Origin of the sequence: Nocardiopsis camelliae (assembly GCF_028993595.1) — a bacterium.
Lineage (GTDB): Bacteria > Actinomycetota > Actinomycetes > Streptosporangiales > Streptosporangiaceae > Nocardiopsis > Nocardiopsis dassonvillei.
In genome coordinates this window covers 2,406,421-2,423,969 of the sequence record NZ_CP118614.1, presented here as the reverse complement: position 1 = coordinate 2,423,969, position 17,549 = coordinate 2,406,421, and the positions used below count along the sequence as shown (strand labels likewise).

The window sequence follows — 17,549 nt, the reverse complement described above, 5'->3', positions numbered from 1 at the left end:
CGGTGGTCAACCCACCACCGGCCGCCCAAAGCAGCAGCGCCCCCGCCCTCAGAGGCGACCCCAACTCAGCCATCAACCAATTCGGTCTCGAAAACACCACCGGGGAGAACCACCTCCTCTCCAGCAACCTCACAGACGGAAGAATCCTCGGTAAAATCCCCGACTCACGCGCCACGAAAGACAACACAGGAAAAATCATCACCGTCGACGGACAACCCCTGGAAGAACTCCAGTTCAAACTCCTGGACGCACGCACCCAAGAGGTCCAAGACCTACTCGAAAACCAGACAAAGATCAAATTTGACCTCGCCAACCAACCATGGTGGAAACCCGGGCGCGACGGCATGACCAACCCCAACGAAAACGATCTGGAAGGAGAACCGGGAGCGGTCAACTCCATCGTCATCGACCGAGTGAGCGGGCTCGTCGCAGAAGGCATGAACGGAAGGAAGGGCGCCTCACCCGTCCCGACCGACAGACTGCACCCAGTAATCACCAGAAGGATCAACGCGATTCGCGAAGCCGGACCCCACGAGATACACAGGGACAAGAGGCCCACTGGGCAGACAAACCTCCACCCCATGGCGGATGCCCCCATCGCCACACCGAGGTCAAGGCGATCAACGCACTGTTCAGAGCCAGGAACAACGCCAGGATGAGCGACTTCCAGATCGACAACCTGTTCACCCTCAAAAAGGATCCATGGGGGCGCGAGCGCTGCCCGTGCTGCGCGAACTGTACCTGGATCACCTGGGGAGCACCCGCACCACGCACCGGAAAATCCACCTACGCCTCCGGCCACCGCCAAGTGGTGGACACCGATTCGACTCCCCCCTATGCGCAGGGTTGACCACAGGGACCTCGAATTCCCAGAAGGAGGAAGGACGGCACTCCTCGGCCAGCCCTTCACCGGACAAGCCACCACCCGGGGAACAACCGAAACCAGCGCCCAGACATTCATCGAGGACATCGAGAGCGGACCCGAACTCGCCTGGCACAACGACGGACAACTCCTCTCCCTGGACCGCACCTCCCCCGGAGGAATGCCGGTAGGACCACTACACCGCTGGGACAAAGGCAGACTCACGTACGAACACATCAACGACCCGTTCGCGAACCAACGCGTCACCCGCAACCGGGATACCTCAGGCCACCTCATCACCGAGGAACGACACCAGAGGTTGTTCGCCTCCCACGATCCCCACACCGGCAGGAAAGTGTTCCTGGCCTGGCACCAACTACGGGTGTCCGCGACCATGCACCACCCCGCCCACCAGGAGTTCCTGGTCGTGCCCGATGTCGACGAACTCACCGCCGAAGACGTGGAGGGGCTCGGCCGCCGGGTCCTGTTCCAGGGCACGCCCTACACCGGCGAAGCCGTCACCCACGGCCGCCTGGACCGGGTCAGGATGCACACCTTCGTCGAGGGCGTCGAGGACGGACTCGCCCTAACCTGGGCGTCCACCGGAAAACTCATCGCTCAGGGCCCCACCCAACACCCCCACGGCCCCATCGGCCCCCGGCACCAGTGGGACGAACAAGGACGGCTCCTGCGCGAGACCATCCACGACGCCCTGGGCAACCGCGTCATCGTCCGCGAACTCGACGAGACCGGAAACATCGCCCGCGAAGAACGCAGAGCCCCCACACGCCTGGTCCGCGACCCCGAAACCGGCGAGGAACGCCCCGCCTCCTGACTCTGAGGAGCGGCCGCGCTCCCGCGCCGGGGCCGCGGAGCCGCCGTCCCCGCGTCCGCGGGGCCCGCTCCGGAGGCGAACGACGCGGACCGGTCACCGGACGCTCATGGAACGTACACGGGAAACCGAGTACGCTACCGCAGTCGGCCCTGCCGTCCGGGCCCCGCCCGCACGGTCGGCGCCCCAACGGCGGCGGTCACAGCGCCGCCCGCGCGCGGAAGGGCGCCACGGAACGGCGGTGAAGAGGCTCCGCGACGGCGCGCCTCACGGTCCGGCGTTCCGCGTGAGGTTGGCGCAGGGTCGGGTCCCCCGTCCCGCTCCCCGCGCGCGGCCTCCGAAGGGACGACGCCCCCCGCGCCCCGTCCGGGCCGCCCCACCGGGTACGAAGCGCCCCGAGGACACCCCTGAGAGTCTGGAGCACACGTCAGGTGACCGCACACACCGATCCGGGACCCGCCCGGCCCCGGCGCCGCCGCACCGCCGCCGCGGCGCTGGCCCTCGGGCTCCTCGCACCCCTCACCGCGGCCCCGGCCGCGGCCGAGGCTCCCCAGGACCCGGTCTCGCTCGCGCAGGTCCACCCCTTCAAGGCCGACAACCAGCCGTGCGCGGCCACCGGCGGGGACGTCGTGGAGCAGAGGCCCTGGACGCACCACTTCCTCGGCCTGTCGCGGGCCCACGACCTGAGCACCGGCGAGGGGGTGGGCGTGGCGCTGCTGGCCCCGGAGGTGGACGGGGACGTCCCCGCGCTGGCCGACGCCGTGGAGGGCGGGCAGTCCGCCGACTGCCTGGGGTTCGGCACGTCGCTGGCCGGGGTGGTCGCCGCCCGGTCCGCGGAGGGCAGCGGCCTGGTCGGGGTGGCCCCGGGCGCGTCGGTAACGGCCGTGGCCACCGGCAGCCCCCTGACCGGTCTGGCCTCGGCGCAGGAGATCGCCGCCGGAATAGAGAGCGCGGTGGGGGCGGGTGCCCGCGTGGTCCTGGTGGGCACGGGCACGTGGGAGGCGTCCCCGGCCCTGGAGTCCGCGGTGGCCGCCGCAGAGGAGTCCGACGCCCTGGTCGTGGCACCCGCGACGGTTCCCACCTCCCGGGGGCCGCTGCCGGGCCAGCCCGCCCAGCACGAGTCGGTGCTGAGCGTGGCCGCGCACGACGTGGAGGGTCTGCCCATGGCCCAGGGGCCGCTGGTCCTGCCCAGCGGCGACCTGGCCCGTGTGGACCTGACCGCGCCGGGCGACCGGGTGGTGGGGACCGGTCCGGGCGGCGGCCACGTGGCCACCGCGGGCGACGGCGTGGCCGCGGCGTTCGTGGCGGGGACCGCGGCCCTGCTCATGGAGCGGGAGCCGGACCTGAGCGCCGATCAGGTGCGTGAGCGGCTGACCACCACGGCCTACGCCTCCCCCCGGGGCGACGCGGACCCTCTGTCGGGGCACGGCAGGGTGGACCCGCTGGCGGCGATGGCCATCGCCCCGGGCGGAGCCCCCGCCGGGGTGGCGGGCGAGGGATTCGTCCCCGACCCCTCCCCCTACGGTTCGGTGGACGCGCCGCCCACGGCGGCCGTAGTGTCCGTGACCCTCCTGCTCATCGTGCTGTGCGTCCTGGGCGGGGCGGTGTACAAGCTCGGGAAGGCGCGCGGGTGGCGCGCCGCCGCCCCGGGCGAGCCGGTGCCGATGCGCTCCGACGAACCGGTGCGCTGAGGCGTCGGGGCCTGTGGGGCGCACCTTCCGGTGCGCCCCACAGGCCCCGACCGTCCCCGTCGCGGGGGCTCACTCCTCGGTGTCCTCGGCACCCTCGGCGATGGCCAGCTGCACCTCCACCGGGTCGCGGCGCGAGATCCACAGGGCTCGGCCCGGAGCCATCGTCCGCGCCCGGATGTTGCCGAACAGCATGCCCTCCGAGGGCGGCGCGGACAGCATGATGCTGGGCGTGTTGGAGTCGATGAGCGACCGGATGACGGGGTCGCCGGAGGCCCGGCTGAAACCGCCCGCCGCGTGCACAAGCACCACGTGCATGCCGATCTCCGCGCCCTGGCTGAGCATCGGCAGGAGCGGGGCCAGCGGGTTGGGACCGCTTCCGGAGACCATCTCGAAGTCGTCGATGAGGATGAACAGCTCGGGGCCGGTCCACCAGTCGCGCTTGCGGATGCGGTCGGGCGTGATGTCGGGCCCGGGCAGCCGCGCCTTCATCGCCTGCGCGGCGGCGGCCATCATCTCCTTGACGTTGTCGCCCGAGACCGCGTAGCCCAGCTGCATCTCCTTGGGCACGGCGTCGTAGAGCTGGCGGCGCTGGTCGGCGAGCACGACCCGGGCGGTGGTCGGGCCGTAGTGGCTGCGGATCGCGTTGGTGATGTGGCGCAGCAGCGTGGTCTTGCCGGTCTCGGTGTCGCCGACCACGAGCAGGTGCGGGGTGACGCCGAAGTCGTGCCAGAACGGCTGCATCCGGCGGCTCTCCAGGCCCATGGGCACCTTGAGGCCGCCCATCTTGGTGAGTTTGGAGGCGGGCAGCTCACGGGCGTGCAGGATCGGGGGAAGGGTGCGCACCGGCGGGGCGGGCGGCCCGTCCCAGGCGGCGCGCACGCGGTCGACGAGTTCGTTCGTGCCCTCGGACAGTGTGACCGAGTCGGCGTCTCCGTCGGCGCGGGGCAGACCGGTGAGGAAGTGGTGCTTGGTGTCGGTGATGCCGCGCCCGGGCACCTTGGGCACGGTCTGCGCGGCGCGCATGTGGACCATGGAGTCCACGGGGTCGCCCATGCGCAGTTCGAAGCGGGTGCCCATCAGGTCGCGGACGGAGGTGTGGAAGTCGGCCCAGCGGGGGGAGGCGACCACGACGTGCACGCCGTAGTTGAGTCCGCGCTGCACGATCTGGACGATGGCGCCCACCAGGTCCGCGTAGTCCTGGCGGATGGTGCCCCAGCCGTCGATGACGAGGAAGACGTCGCCGTGGGGCTGGTCGGCGAACTCCCCGGCGGCGCGGCGTCGGCGGTAGGTACCCATGGAGTCGATGCCGTGCTCGGCGAAGAAGACCTCACGCTTGGTGAGGATGTCGTTCATCTCCATGATGGTGCGGGTGATGCGCCGCTCGTCGGTGCGCGTGACGACGCTGCCCACGTGCGGCAGGTCCCTGAGTGAGTTCAGCACGCCGCCGCCGCAGTCGATCCCGTAGAACTGGACCTGGGCGGGGGTGTTGCTCATCGCCAGGGTGAGGATGAGCGTGGCCAGCATGGTGCTCTTGCCGCTCTGGGGGCCGCCCGCGATGCCGACGTGTCCTCCGGCTCCGGACAGGTCCGCGACCAGGGGCAGGCGCTTGTGCTCGAAGGGGCGGTCGATGACCCCCAGCGGCACGCGCAGGGTCGTCTCCTTCTGCCAGGCCAGGCCGCCCCGGGGCAGGCGCACGCCGACCGTGGCGAGCAGCTCGTCCACGAGCGGCGGCGCCTCCAGCGGGGGCAGCCACACCTCGCGGGCCGCGGGCCCGAGGGCGTCCATCCGCGCCAGGGCGATCGCCAGGAGGGACTCGCTGCTCTCCTCCACCTGGACCTGGGGCTCCTCGGGTTCGGGAGCGGCCGTGTCCACGGGGGTGTCCGCGAAGAGCACCACCTCCCCGCCGACGGTGTTCCTGCGGGAGGCGCGGCGTTTGACGCGGTAGGGGCCGGAGACGTAGGCGGCCTTGAAGCGGGTGAGGGTCTCGGTGTCGGTCTTGAGGTAGCCGTTGCCGGGGGCGGAGGGGAGCTGGTGGGCGTCGGGCACGCCGAGCACGCCCCGGCTCTCGATGGCGGAGAAGGTGCGCAGCGCCACCCGGTAGGACAGGTGGCCCTCCAGCTGGTGCATGCGGCCCTCGTCCAGGCGCTGGGAGGCCAGCAGCAGGTGGACGCCGAGGCTGCGGCCCAGGCGGCCGATCATGACGAACAGGTCCATGAAGTCGCGGTGGGCGGCCAGCAGCTCGCTGAACTCGTCGACGACCACGAACAGCGTGGGCATCGGCTCCATGTCGGGGTTGGTCTCGCGGGCCCTCTCGTACTCCAGGGCGGAGCTGTAGTTGCCCGCGGCGCGCAGCTGCTCCTGGCGGCGGACCAGCTCGCCGTGCAGGGCGTCCTGCATACGGCTCACCAGGATGGCCTCTTCCGCGAGGTTGGTGATGAGCGCGGAGGTGTGCTGGAGCTTGTCGAGGCCGATGAAGGTGGCGCCGCCCTTGAAGTCGACGAGCACGAAGTTGAGGGTCTCGGAGGAGTGGGTCAGGGCCAGGCCGAGCACCAGGGTGCGCAGCAGCTCGCTCTTGCCCGAACCGGTGGCGCCGATGAGCATGCCGTGCGGGCCCATACCGCCCAGCGCGGACTCCTTGATGTCCAGTTCCAGCGGCGCGCCGTCGGAGTTCATGCCGATGGGCACGCGCAGCCGGTCCTTCTCGTGCAGCTCGCTCCACATGCGCTCGGTGTCGTGCCGGTGCAGGTCGGGGATGCCCAGGAGCGCGGTCAGCTCGAAGTCGGTGGTGAGCGGCTCGGTGACCTCGACGACCATGCCGATCCGGTAGGGCGAGAGCAGGCGGCCCAGGGAGGTGGCGCGGGGCAGGCTCAGGGTGTCGGGCCTGCCCAGCACCTCCTCGGTGTCGCGGCCGCTGTTGTCGCGGGAGAGCATCACCAGGCGTTCGGTCTCCACCCGCAGGGCCAGGGTGTAGGGGTCGTCCTCGGGTGGCATCGGGTCGGCGACGTCGATGACGACGGCGTTGCGGTAGCCGCCGCCCAGCATGCGCGACCCCGGGGGGACGCGTCCGCCGTCCACGACGATGACGGTGAAGGGCTCCTCGCGGCTGGGGGCGGCGGTGGGGTCGAAGCGGGGGCGGTCGGCCAGGTCGGGGATGAGCTGTTCGAGCTCCATGGAGTCCGTGCACAGCAGCCGTGACTGGCCCGCGCCGTCGCGGGCGGTGGGGTGCTGGCTGTGCGGCAGCCACTTGGTCCACGACCACAGGGGCAGGGTCTCCTCGGAGGCGCACACGGCCACGCGCAGTTCGTCGTGGGCGTGGAAGACGGTGAGCTGGCCGAGGAGCGCGCGGACCAGTCCCCGGCTGGTGTCCAGGTCGCCGCGCATGGTGATGCGGGAGTAGCCGCGCAGGTAGATCTGGACCGGCTGGTCCTCGACGGTCCCGTAGGCGCGGATGAAGCGGCGCAGCGCGTGGGCGCTGAGGGGTTCGAGGTCCTCCACCGGTTTGGAGGAGACCGGGGAGATGGTCATGGACAGCGCCTGTTCGCCCACGGCCATGCGTGCCTCGGCGAAGTCGTCGTCGGTGCCCCTGCGCTCCCACAGCCGGGAGGTGCGCACGATCGACCACAGGGCGTCGGGGTGGGGGGCCCGCCAGAGCATCGCGTCGCGCTGCTCGGTGACCACCCCCCGCAGACGGGTGCGCATCTGCTTGAGATAGCGCAGGTAGTCCTGGCGGTCGTCGTTGAGCTGGCGGCGGCGCTCCAGCATGGTGCGCAGGTACTGGCCGCCGAGCATGACCACGGCGCCCACGAGCATCATGCCGCCCGCGAGGTAGGGCATGATGTTGCTGCCCTCCCCGCCTCCCATCCTTCCGGGGCGGATGATCATCATGAGCATCGCCAGCGAGGTCATGGCCATCGGCAGGTAGGTGAACACCGACGAAACGTTGGCCTGCGGTTCGGGCAGCTCCGGGGGTTCCTGGAGGCTGACCTCGCCCGAGGGCAGGTCCGGCCCGGGACGCCGCGGGGGACGGCGGACGAGGATCGTACTCACGGGGCGGGGTCCTCCCTTGCAGGGAACAGCGGGGAACGGTCCGGAAGCCGGGATCGGAACAGGGACCGTAACCGGCGTCCGGAACCGGACGCCGGAAGCAGAACACTACTGTTGCCAACTAAAGTGACAGACGCCAAAATTTAAAACAACACACCTCCAAAATGGGTCGTCGGAGTGTTACCGTCACTTCCGCCCCTGTCACGACCCCGCCTCATGATGGGCCCCCACCGGATGAACGATGCCGCCTCCCCGGACCTGTGCCGACTGCTGATCCGCGCCCCCGAGCGCTCCTTCGAGATCGCGGCGCCCACCGAGGTCCCCCTCTCCGAGATCCTGCCCACGCTCGTGCTCTACGCCGAGGGTGACAACGGCGAGGACCTGGACGAGAGCGGACTGGAGCACGACGGCTGGGTCCTCCAGCAGCTGGGCGACGAGCCCTTGGAGGAGGACGAGACCCTCCGCTCCCTGGGGCTCTGCCACGGAGAGACCCTCTACCTGCGCCCCCGCCGCGACCAGCTGCCGCCGGTGCACTTCGACGACCTGACCGACGGCGTCGCGACCGGCATGGGCGAGCGCCCCGACCGGTGGCGCCCCGAGGCAACGCGCGTCCTGCTCCAGGCGCTGGGCCTGGTCGTGCTGTTCACCGGCCTGGCCGTCCTGGTCAGCGGCGGACCCGGCCTGCTGACCGCGGTGTCCGCCGCGTTCTCGGCGATCCTCATGCTGCTGTCGGCCTGGGCCGCCTCGCGCGCCATGGGCGACCTGGCCGCCGCCACCGGCCTGGCCGCGGCGGCCACCCTGTACATGGCGGTGGCCGGAGCGTCCGTGCCCTCGGGCGACCCCGGAACCGCGCTGACCGGAGCGCGGGTCCTGACGGGAGCGGTGACCGCCGCCGGGGCCAGCGTGCTCGGCCTGGCCGCCGTGGCGGGCTCGGTGCCCTTCTTCGCCGGACTGTTCACCGCCGAGGTGCTGTGCGCGCTGGGCGCGCTGTCCCTGATGTTCATCCCCGGCGCCACGGTCCCGGCCGTGGCGGCGCTGACGGCGCTGATCGCGCTGCTGCTGGGCACGTTCGCCCCCCAGCTGGCCTTCCGCCTCTCCGGCCTGAAGCTTCCGCCGCTGCCCTCCAACCCCGACCAGCTCCAGGAGGGCATCGACCCCTACCCCGCGCGCGGGGTCCTGGACCGCGCCGCGCTGGCCGACCGGTTCCAGACCTCCCTGTACGCCTCCACCGGCGCCGTCCTGACGGTCTGCCTGGTCGTGCTCGGCGCCTCCCCCGGATGGGTGCCGATCACGCTGTGCGTGATCGTGTCGCTGGTGATGCTCCTCCAGTCGCGCGGGCTGGCCAGCGCCTGGCAGCGGTCCTTCGTGGTCGCGCCTCCCTGGATCGGGCTGACCGTGCTGGTCCTGGTCGTGGTGTGGACGGCCGACCCCCTACCCCGAACGCTCGCCCTGGTGGGCCTGTTCGCCGCCTCCGCGATCCTGGCGGTGGTGTCGTGGAACCTTCCGGGGACAAGGCCGCTGCCCCACTGGGGCCGGGCCGCCGAGATCATCCAGTCGCTGCTGACGGTGGCCATCGTGCCCCTGGTCCTGGCGATCTTCGGCGTGTTCTCGCTCCTGCGCGGAATCGGCGGCTGACATGCAGTCACGTCGCGACAGGGTGATGGCCCACAACTTCACGGTGGGCCGCCTGGGCACGGCCATGCTGGAGGGCGACCCCGACGCGGTCGACGCCCCCATGCGCCGCACCCGCACCGGCACCTACATCGGCATCGCCATCGGCGCGGTGCTGTGTATCGGCTTCCTCGTGTTCGGCCTGATCTTCCCCGGGGGCGCGACCAGCTGGCGCCAGGAGGGGCGGCTGATCGTGGACCGCGACACCGGGGCCTCCTACCTGTACTCGGCCGGCACGCTGCGTCCCGTGGCCAACGGGGCCTCCGCCCGTCTGGTCCAGGGCGCCGACGCCGCTGTGAGCCTGGTCTCGGCCGACTCACTGGAGGGCGTCCCCGTGGGCGGCCCGGTCGGCATCGCCGGCGCGCCCGACGCCCTGCCCACGACCGAGGGGCTGGAGCAGTCGGTCTGGCGGGTGTGCGCGCTGCCGCCCGAGGGCGAGGAGGACGAGCGGGGCCGCACCGCCCTCGTGGTCGGCACGGCCCCCGCCCCGAACCAGCCCTCCGCCGAACAGGCGGTCCTGGTCTCCGGCCCCGACGGCGCACCGCACCTGCTGTGGAACGGCACCCGCCTGCGCCTGGACGAGGAGGGCGGCGCCGTCCAGGCCCTGGGCTACGGCACGAGCGACGCCCCGCCCGTCACCTCCGCCTTCCTCAACACCGTGCCCACAGGCCCGGACCTGACCGCGCCCGGGGTCCCGGGCGCCGGTGAGGACGCGGGCGAGCTGTCGGGCGAGCCCCGGCGCGTGGGACAGGTGTTCGCGGTGTCCACCCCGGGTCAGGAGGACCAGCACTACCTGCTCACCCGGGACGGCCTGGTGCCGCTCTCCGTGACGCAGGCGCTGCTGCTGCTGGCCGACCCGGAGGTCGCGGGCGCCGCCTACCCCGACGCCCCCGCCGAGGCCCTGCCCCTGCCCGCCGGTGAGGCGCACGCCCGGCTCTCCGACGGCCAAGGCCCGCGCGAGGAGCGCCACCCCGCCGCCCCGCCGGAGCTGGTGGGCCTCGGCGCGGGCGTGCCGTGCCTGCGGCTGGCCCCCGACGGCTCCCTGTCGGTGAGCATGGACGACCCCGCCGGGGTGGAGGCGTGGCCCGTGCAGGAGCGGCCCGGCATCGCCCCCGGGTGCCCCACCCCCGACCTGGTGGGCATCGCCTCCGGCCGGGGCTCCCTCGCCGCCGCCCAGCCCGTGGGCGGCGGCGGTGCCGCCACCACCCACTACCTCGTCACCGACAGCGCGGCCAAGTACCCCGTTGTCGACGAGGCCGCCCTGACCGCTCTCGGCTACCAGACCGGCCAGGCCGTTCCGGTCCCGACCTCACTCCTGAGGCTGCTTCCCTCCGGGCCGGTGCTCGACCCGGAGGCGGCCGCCCTCCCGCTGGAGTCCTCGCCGATGGTCGAGGACGCCGGATGCCCCTGATGGAACGAACCGAGGAGACCCCGTGAACCAGAGGACACGCACTACAGACGAGGCCGAGCGCATCGCCCAGGAGGCGATGACCGAGGCACACAGCCAGTGCAACACCATCTACACCAACGTGGACAACACACGCGACAGGCTGCGTATGGCCTGGCAGGGAGCGGCTTCCAACAAGTACAGCGAGGCGGTCGTCGGCTGGCTGGAGGAGCTGCGGCTCATCACCAACGACATGAACCAGATGATCGGCACCTTCGGCGGCACCGTCCACGCGATGCACGCCACGGAGGACGCGGCCGTCCTCACCGGTTCGCGGTGGATGGACGAGCTCAACCCGAACCAGCCCGGCTGAGGCCGGACCCCCGCTCCCACCCCGCACGAGACCCCTTCCGGAAGGCGAGACCATGAGCATCAACGGTTTCGACGTCAGCTACAACTACGTCGACGAGGCCACCAACGAGCTGCGCACCCAGACGCAGGCCGTGCAGAACCAGATCGAAGCGCTCGACACCCAGATGCAGACGGTCAAGGCGGAGCTCGACGGTGCCATGGCCGCGGAGTACGACCGCAAGGTCCTGTCCTGGCGGAGCAACGTCGCGGACATGCAGGTCCTGCTGGGCAAGGCCGAGGCCGCCCTGAACGAGATCCGCAACAACTACTCCTCCACCGACGGGCGCGAGGCCATGAACTGGCAGGCGCTGATGTAGTCCGCTCCACCTCCCAGGGGCGGGCGGCCCACCACTCCCCTCGGGGCGCCCGCCCCGCCCCCCATCCCCCACCCCCGAAACCCCAGACGAACGACCGCCCTGCGGGCGGTGAGGAGGCCCTGACGTGGAGTCCCCCCTCTTCGACTTCCGTGCTGCCCTCTCCGGGGAGGAGCCGGACCCGACCGAGACCGAGGAGGCCACCACCCTCCAGCAGCAGGGGACGACGGCCAACCGGCCTGAGTCCGCTCCGGTCAGCGTGGACCTGACCAGCGGTCTGCTCCTGCTACGACACGGTGACTCCTCGGTCGAGGTGGACACCGCCACCCAGGAGGCGGTGCTCGACCCGGGCGAGTCCGAGGTGACCGTCGGCGACGACGGCGTGATGCTGTTCGGCGCGCAACGGGCCGGGGACACCGCCTCCCCGCTGTTCGCCGGTCAGGACACCGAGCACGTCGTCGCCGTGTCCGCCCCCGAGGCCGAGGCCCTCTCCGTCCAGGAGCCCCAGACTTTCGAGCCCCTGCGCGCCGCGGAGCCAGGCACGCCCCTGGAACCGAGTGTTCCCGCGGAGCCGGGCGTGCCCGCCGAATCGCGGATCATCTCCTCGAGCATGTCCTCGGAGGAGGAGGAGAAGGAGAAGGCCGACCTCGAACCCGCCGAACCGCGGACCGTCTCCGCGAACATGTCCGCGGAGGAGACCGCCGACCTCGAAGGCGAGACGACGGCCCCCGAGACCGTACCGCTGGAGTCCGCCTCCATCGCGGAGCCGATGGCGCCCCTGATCACCGAACCCCGGTCCGAGGAGGAACGGGAGGGACTCCAGGACGCGCTGCTGGAGTCGGACCGGGACCCGGCCGGAGAACCGGACACCGGCGTGGAGCCCGTCTCCGCCACACCCATCTCCGCCGACGCCGACGACCCCGAGTACGGCGAGCCCGCCGGTGACGCGTCCGGCGACGAGATCGCCGGGGCTCCGGTCGTGACCCTGGACCCCGAGACGGGTGTCACCACCGTCGAGGCGGGCGATCTGAGGTTCGTCCTGGACTCCGACACCGGCACGATCGAGATCGAGCCCGGCGACAGGAACGTGCCCCTCGACCCCGAGGCCGCGCCGGTCACGATCGAGGCCGGACACCTGGGCCTGACCATCGACCCGGCCGAGGGCACCGTCGAGATCGAGACGACCGGGCCCGGCGAGGGCGAGGAGCCCCTTCCGACCACGATCGAGATCGGCGACCTGAAGCTCACCCTGGACCCCGAGACCGGCGAGGTCTCCTTCGACCCCGGCGACGGGCGGGTGGAGGTCGACCCCGAGACCGGCCTGATCACCGTCTCGGAGAAGAACGAGGACGGCGAGGGCGAAGAGGGAGAGGACAGGCCGGGCGGCGACCGGCCCGGCGAGGAGGAGGCCCACGGAGACGACCGCCCGGGAGGCGACCGCCCCGGCGAGGAGGAAGCCCACGGAGACGACCGTCCCGGTGGTGACGGCGAGGGCAGGCCCGACAAACCCGGTGAGGAGGACTCCCCCGAGCACGTGGGGAACCACCACCCCGACCGCCCCGGCGCGACCGACCCGGGCGGCGGCGGGGTGCCCGGCACCCCTGTGGGCACCACCACGCCTCCGGTCACGGGGGACTCCCCCCGCGAGCCGGACCCATCGGGCGACGAGTCCGACACTCCGGGGAAGGTCATCTCACCGCCCGCCGAGGACACACCCGAGCACGTCACCTCCGAACGCCCCGAAGACGGTGGCGACTCCTCCGAACCGCTCCCCCTCGACCCGGTCACCTCGATCAAGCCAGTGGCCACGACCGAGGGCGACGGTCAAGGCCAGGGGCAGGGCGACGACGGGGAACCCGAGTCGGGCGTACGCGAACAAGACGAGACGGCCGATGGCGGAGGTGGCGAGGGCGACGGCGAGGACGACTCCTCCGAACCAGTCCCCCTGGAACCGGCGTCCATCACCGAACCGACACCCACGGCCGAAGACGGCGGTGGCAGCCAGAGCCCCGACGAAACCCACCCCATCGACCCGGTCACCTCGATCAAACCGGAAAGCACCACCGGGGGTGACGGCGGGGACGGCGGCGAATCCCCCGAGCCAGTCCCCTTCGACCCGGCAAGCATCACCCAACCGGTGCCCACGGCCGAAGACGGCGGCGGCAGCCAGAGCCCCGACGAAACCCACCCCATCGACCCGGTCACCTCGATCAAACCGGAAAGCACCACCGGGGGTGACGGCGGGGACGGCGGCGAATCCCCCGAGCCAGTCCCCTTCGACCCGGCAAGCATCACCCAACCGGTGCCCACGGCCGAAGACGACGGTGAAGAGGATGACACCGACAGCGAGGGCGACGAGGACGAGGAAGGCGAAGGCGGGGAGGACGAGGACACCGACGAAGAAGAGGACGAAGAAGAGGAGGGCACCGGCGAGGACGAAGGCGGCGACGGCGAAGGCAACGGCGAGGGAGACGGAAAGGGGGGCGACGGCAAGGGCGACAAAGGCACCAAGATCGACATGACAGAGATCGAGAAATTCCGCGACACTGTCGTGTTCCCACTCATGGAAGAGGTCGATAGCCTGGAGACGAAGTTCGCTCGCTACAACGTCGAAGGCGGCTACCAGAGGCTTGGAAACCCCGAGCTATTCGAACCGGCCGCACTGCTCACCCAAGAGATCGACGCTTCAATGATCGAGTTCTCCAAGTTCGTCACCGGACTACAAAAAGAACTGATCCAGATCGACAACCAACTCTCGAAATCAACTCGGAAGTTCCTGGAAATCGAGGACGAGAACGACCTCACCGCCCAGGACGTCCAAAACCTGATCTATTCGAACCAGAGCGGCTCTGGCGGTGGCGGTGGCGGTGGCGGTGGCGGCAACGGTGACGGTGACGGCGGACAGGACGAGGAAAGCACCGAGGCCTAGGCCCGGAGCGCAAACCGCGAGGGGAGGGAGCAAGAGATGCCGGACAAGCCGATTCACGAAATCCTGAACATCTTCGCCAACGAAGAAGGCGATTATGGAAAAATGGAATCCATGGAGAAGCTCTTCGACTCCCTCTGGCTCGACCACGGTCGCTACCACTTCCACGAGACCACCGGCTTCAAGGACTGGACCGGCAGTGGCGACAAGAAAGTGGATCGCTGGTGGAAGCACGGAGAGACCCACACGTCGTACTTCACCGCCGGCTACACCTCGTACAGCTACGACTACACCGGCTATGACTACGCCGGCTACAACATGCAGAAGGAGGTATGGGGAGCCGACGGCAAAGGAAACAATGAAAACGAGGGTGGCGATCAGGTCGCGTTCCGTCAGTCACTGAACGACCTGTCGGCGCTCGCTGATTACGCGACCAACAAACTGACGTCCAAGAACTGGGATCTCGAACGGTTACAGGCCACCATCGACCATCTGGACGACTTTCGGGATGCCGTGAAGCCCTACATCGACGGGGAGGGCGGTGGTGTACTGAACAAGCTCTGGCAGGCGATCGACACCCCGGACGGCCCTATGAGGGGCTCGGCCGCGGCGGCGTACAAGTACCGCCTCCAGGACATGGCGTACCGCATGAACCATTTCTACGAGGCGATCCCCAATCTCAGAGCCGGACTGAAGAGGATCAGTGACGACCTGAAGTCTCCCACCGCCGACCTCGCCGACAAAGTCCAGGAAGCCCTCACAACGCGCGGGGGGCAGGTCGGCGACGCGGTCGACGACTGGTACTTCCAGCTCTCCGCGGGGTCGGAGAAGTGGGTCGATCACCGGAACCAGTTCGACATCCTGATCGTCCCGGCCGGAGAGAACGAGGACGGGACGGAGCGGGGAGAGGTCCGCGGCATCGTCGGTGACCCGGATACCGACACCAATGTCAACAACGCCCTCTATCAGAGGTTCCGTGACCACTACAAGACCGTCCACGAGTACGCCAACGGCCTGTACGACAAGATGGAGACCACCTACGACAGCGTCAAGTCGGACTTGAAGCCCGTCGCTGCTCCCACGCCGCTACCGACGCAGACACCCGATCCACCAGGGGACGGCCCCGGCGGCGACGACGGCCTCGACGACTACCTCAAGGAGCTCTTCGGAGACGGAGAGGGCGACGGAGAGGGCGACGGCGGCCCCGACGACGGCCTCGACGACTACCTCAAGGAGCTCTTCGGAGACGGAGAGGACGACGGCGACGGCGGCCCCGACGACATCAACCTCGACGACCTCTTCGGCGACGGAGAGGACGGCCCGGGCGACGAGGAAGAGGGCCCGGGCAGCGGCGGTGACGGCACCGGCGACGGCGAGGACGGCCCCGAGCACGTCGACCTCAACGAGGTCTTCGACGAGCTGGGCATCGACCCGCCGTCGAACGAACAGGAGCTCAACGGCCCCGACGGTACGAGCGGCGGCGGCCCCGGCGACGGCCTGAACCCGCCGCCTCCGGTGAACCACGCTCTCAACGGCCCCGGCGACGGCCTGGGCGACAACGGCGGTCCCTCCCCCTACGTCCCGTCTCCCCCGTCGGTCCCGCCGCCCCTCGGCCTCAACGGCCCCGGCGACGGCCTGGGCAACAACGGCCTCGTGACACCACCGCCGGTTCCGCCGCCCCTCGGCCTCAACGGCCCCGGCGACGGCCTGGGCGACAACGGTCCCCTGATACCCCCGCCGATGCCCGTACCCCCGCCGCCCCTCGGCCTCAACGGCCCCGGTTCCGGACGCGGCGGCCCGGAGGGCTACAACGGTTCGCTGGAGCGCGACCCGGCGACAGGGCTCCCGCTCAACCCGGAGACCGGCCAGCCGTTCCCGGTCGACCCCGAGACCGGGCTGCCCTACAACCCCGAGAACGACCTGCCCATCAACTACGACCCCGAGACCGGACAGGTCCTGCCCATCGACCCCGTCACCGGACAACCGGTCCCCGACGGGGGGACCGGCAGCTCCTTGGAGTTCGACCCGGCCACGGGGCTCCCGCTCGACCCGGAGACCGGCCAGCCGTTCCCGGTCGACCCCGAGACCGGGCTGCCCTACAACCCCGAGAACGACCTGCCCATCAACTACGACCCCGAGACCGGACAGGTCCTGCCCATCGACCCCGTCACCGGGCAGCCGGTCGGCATCGACCCCGAGACCGGGCTGCCGAACGACTACGGGTACAACGTGCCCACGCCCCCGCCCGACCTCGGGCTCAACGGCCCCGGCACCGGGCAGGACGGCTACGACTACGGGAACGTCGTGCCCACGCCCCCGCCCGACCTCGGGCTCAACGGCCCCGGCACCGGGGAGGACGTGCCGATCAACCCGGTCACCGGCGAGCCCTACGTCATCGACCCGATCACCGGCCAGCCCTACCCGATCGACCCCGAGACCGGAGCGCCGATCACGAACGGCTTCGATGGTCTCGGCCCCTCGCAGCCGCGCCCCAGCGAGCTTCCGCCGCTGGAGTCGCCCAACGACCTGGGCCTCAACTACGGCGGCCTCAGCCCCGGCCCCGGCCCCTACGACAGCCCGGGCACACCGGACAGCTCCGACCGCTCCTCGCTGTTCGCCAACCCCGACGGCACCCAGTACCAGGCGGGCGGCCCCAACGGGGCCTCCGGCGGACAGGGCAACCCGGGTGCCCTCGGCGGCGTCGGCGGCGCGGGAGGGCTGAACGGTCAGCCCGGCGCCGGGGGTGCTGGAGCGGGCGGCATGGGCGGCATGGGCGGCATGCCGATGATGCCCCCCATGATGGGCGGCATGGGCGGCGGCATGGGCGGCGGTGGCGGTGACAACAACCGCGACCGGCAGCGCTCCACCTGGCTCTCCGAGGATGAGAAGGTCTGGGGCACCACGGCCGACGGGCAGAAATCCGCACTGGGACGACCCGTCCTCGGTCAGAACAAGAAGGGAACACCCCGGCATGAGCTCGCAGATGCAGCGCCAGATGGAAGAGGAACTGGCACAGCTTCACAAGACGATGGACCGACTGGCGGACGCAAGCGCAAGTCTGGAGGAGGCAACCGAAGAGGTCGTGGCCAAGAACAGGCTCGTGGGCGCGAAGGTGAACGCGACGGGTGAACTGGTCGAGCTGAAGTTCCACACCCAGGCCTACCGGGACATGGCCCCCACCGAACTGGCCGCCGCCATCACGGAGGTGGTCAACAAGGCGCGGAACCAGATGGCCGAGCGCGTCTCGGAGGCCTACGGCCCCTTCATGCCGGAGATGACGGGGGTCGAGGAGGTCATGAACGGCGACCTCGACCCGCTCAAGCTGCTCGACCGGCTGGGCATCCCCTCCGAGGGCCCACAGCAGTAGACGGACCCCGCCGCCGTCTGCGGCGGAGGCTGAGGACCAGGACC

General features: G+C 70.7%; 12 protein-coding genes. 11 read left to right on the top strand and 1 reads right to left on the bottom strand.

The genetic code is table 11. The annotated features are described in order from the left end of the window. The first annotated feature begins 2 nt into the window (after positions 1-2). The 4 genes from PV789_RS10685 to PV789_RS10670 all read left to right on the top strand — a co-directional run bounded on the left by PV789_RS10685 (position 3) and on the right by PV789_RS10670 (position 3,385). The gene (locus PV789_RS10685) at positions 3-659 is read left to right on the top strand and encodes a hypothetical protein (RefSeq protein ID WP_274977255.1); all 657 of its coding nucleotides are present in this window, start codon (positions 3-5) and stop codon (positions 657-659) included. Further along, positions 656-850, top strand: a complete 195-nt coding sequence (locus tag PV789_RS10680; protein ID WP_274977254.1) for a hypothetical protein — start codon at positions 656-658, stop codon at positions 848-850. Before PV789_RS10685 ends, PV789_RS10680 begins: the two co-directional genes overlap by 4 nt. Continuing rightward, positions 837-1,697 carry a toxin-antitoxin system YwqK family antitoxin gene (locus PV789_RS10675; RefSeq protein WP_274977253.1) on the top strand — a complete coding sequence of 287 codons (861 nt, stop codon included), beginning with the start codon at positions 837-839 and terminating at the stop codon, positions 1,695-1,697. The genes PV789_RS10680 and PV789_RS10675 overlap by 14 nt, the downstream gene beginning before the upstream one ends. A 428-nt stretch (positions 1,698-2,125) precedes the next feature. Then, entirely contained in the window at positions 2,126-3,385 is a 1,260-nt protein-coding gene (locus PV789_RS10670; protein WP_274977252.1) for a S8 family peptidase, read from the top strand. 69 nt (positions 3,386-3,454) lie between these two features. On the opposite strand, the gene eccCa is transcribed toward PV789_RS10670, so the two are convergent. Beyond that, positions 3,455-7,432 carry a type VII secretion protein EccCa gene (gene eccCa, locus PV789_RS10665; RefSeq protein ID WP_274977251.1) on the bottom strand — a complete coding sequence of 1,326 codons (3,978 nt, stop codon included), beginning with the start codon at positions 7,430-7,432 and terminating at the stop codon, positions 3,455-3,457. Between the two features lie 213 nt (positions 7,433-7,645). On the opposite strand from eccCa, the gene eccD reads away from it, so the two are divergent. From eccD to PV789_RS10630, 7 genes are all read left to right on the top strand, one after another. Further along, positions 7,646-9,064, top strand: a complete 1,419-nt coding sequence (gene eccD / locus PV789_RS10660; RefSeq protein ID WP_274977250.1) for a type VII secretion integral membrane protein EccD — start codon at positions 7,646-7,648, stop codon at positions 9,062-9,064. A gap of 1 nt (position 9,065) precedes the next feature. Then, positions 9,066-10,511, top strand: a complete 1,446-nt coding sequence (gene eccB / locus PV789_RS10655; RefSeq protein ID WP_274977249.1) for a type VII secretion protein EccB — start codon at positions 9,066-9,068, stop codon at positions 10,509-10,511. A 22-nt stretch (positions 10,512-10,533) separates the two neighbouring features. Next, positions 10,534-10,860 carry a WXG100 family type VII secretion target gene (locus PV789_RS10650; RefSeq protein WP_274977248.1) on the top strand — a complete coding sequence of 109 codons (327 nt, stop codon included), beginning with the start codon at positions 10,534-10,536 and terminating at the stop codon, positions 10,858-10,860. A gap of 52 nt (positions 10,861-10,912) precedes the next feature. After that, positions 10,913-11,215, top strand: a complete 303-nt coding sequence (locus PV789_RS10645; protein ID WP_274977247.1) for a WXG100 family type VII secretion target — start codon at positions 10,913-10,915, stop codon at positions 11,213-11,215. A gap of 124 nt (positions 11,216-11,339) precedes the next feature. Next, on the top strand, positions 11,340-14,141 hold the full coding sequence (locus PV789_RS10640) for an AAA family ATPase (RefSeq protein ID WP_274977246.1): 2,802 nt from the start codon (positions 11,340-11,342) through the stop codon (positions 14,139-14,141). 102 nt (positions 14,142-14,243) lie between these two features. Further along, entirely contained in the window at positions 14,244-17,267 is a 3,024-nt protein-coding gene (locus PV789_RS10635) for a YML083C domain-containing protein (protein WP_274977245.1), read from the top strand. After that, on the top strand, positions 17,167-17,505 hold the full coding sequence (locus tag PV789_RS10630; protein WP_274977244.1) for a YbaB/EbfC family nucleoid-associated protein: 339 nt from the start codon (positions 17,167-17,169) through the stop codon (positions 17,503-17,505). The genes PV789_RS10635 and PV789_RS10630 overlap by 101 nt, the downstream gene beginning before the upstream one ends. Positions 17,506-17,549: the final 44 nt, after the last annotated feature.